We start from the raw sequence: 1,068 nt of genomic DNA, 5'->3' as shown, positions 1-1,068 counted from the left end.
AGCTCCCTCGCCACAAGGGTTTGCGGTAAGGGTGCTGCGTCATGCAGGCCGTCTTCACTCACCTCGACACTTCCAGCTCGCAATGAACCCGTGGCGAGGGAGCTTGCTCCCGCTCGGCTGCGCAGCAGTCGCAAACCCAGGCAACCGGTCTGGCCAGGAACATCCCATAGCTCATGTAGGGCCGCTTCGCAGCCCAGCGGGAGCGAGCTCCCGCGCCACAAGGGTTTGCAGGGGTTACTTTCCTTTGGGGATTTCGGACTTTTCCCGCAAACGTTACAGCTACCTGTAGGCCAGCGAGCAACTAACTTCAAAAGGAACCTATCAAAAGGACGCAAGGAATGCTTCCACGACCAAACTCACACTTGTTGCGCCAAGGACGTTTTTCCGAATCAGGCCGGGCCTACCTCATCACTGCGGTTGTACATCAGAGAAGGTCCATATTCAGCGATTGGCATCTGGGGCGTTTGCTAGTAGCGGAACTCAGACACGCCCACGATCAGGGAAGAGTGAACTCGATTGCCTGGGTGATCATGCCTGACCACTTCCATTGGCTCGTCCAAATCGAACGATGCACCCTGGCGCAACTCATGCAGGCCATCAAGTCCCGTAGCACGTTGACGATCAACCGGGCACTGAATCGAACAGGCGCATTCTGGCAAACCGGCTATCACGACCGGGCAATACGCGACGGCGAGGATTTACGCTCTTTCGCCCGCTACACCGTTGCTAATCCCTTGCGTGCAGGGTTGGTTGAAAAAATCGGTGATTACCCTCTGTGGGATGCCTGCTGGCTCTGAATCCAACGTTGCTCACTTTGTGGCGAGGGAGCTCGCTCCCGCTGGGCTGCGAAGCAGCCCCAAACCATAGGCAGGGTCGGGTCAGGTACATTCCGATTGCAGGGTTTTGGGGGCGCTTCGCAGCCCAGCGGGAGCAAGCTCCCTCGCCACAGGGCAAGCAGCTAACCGATATCTGGAGGTTCACAATTTTTTCACCATCGCCAACCACCGTCTAAGCTTCAGACAAGTCCGATCAATCTGCGTGAATGGATCAGTCGACTATGGGCGCTTT

The 1,068-nt window shown here is 56.9% G+C and carries 1 protein-coding gene; it reads left to right on the top strand.

Annotated features, from left to right (window positions below; translation table 11 throughout):
* The first annotated feature begins 338 nt into the window (after positions 1-338).
* On the top strand, positions 339-797 hold the full coding sequence (locus D8V06_RS17655) for a transposase (protein WP_056855229.1): 459 nt from the start codon (positions 339-341) through the stop codon (positions 795-797).
* The last annotated feature ends 271 nt before the right edge of the window (positions 798-1,068 follow it).

The sequence above is a fragment of the Pseudomonas sp. Sample_24 genome, from assembly GCF_004307605.1.
Lineage (GTDB): Bacteria > Pseudomonadota > Gammaproteobacteria > Pseudomonadales > Pseudomonadaceae > Aquipseudomonas.
This window is presented reverse-complemented; position numbering and strand designations above follow the sequence as displayed.

Bases quoted from the DNA above. Each gene is read 5' to 3' on its own strand.
- D8V06_RS17655 (WP_056855229.1), top strand. From the start codon at position 339: ATGCTTCCACGACCAAACTCACACTTGTTGCGCCAAGGACGTTTTTCC.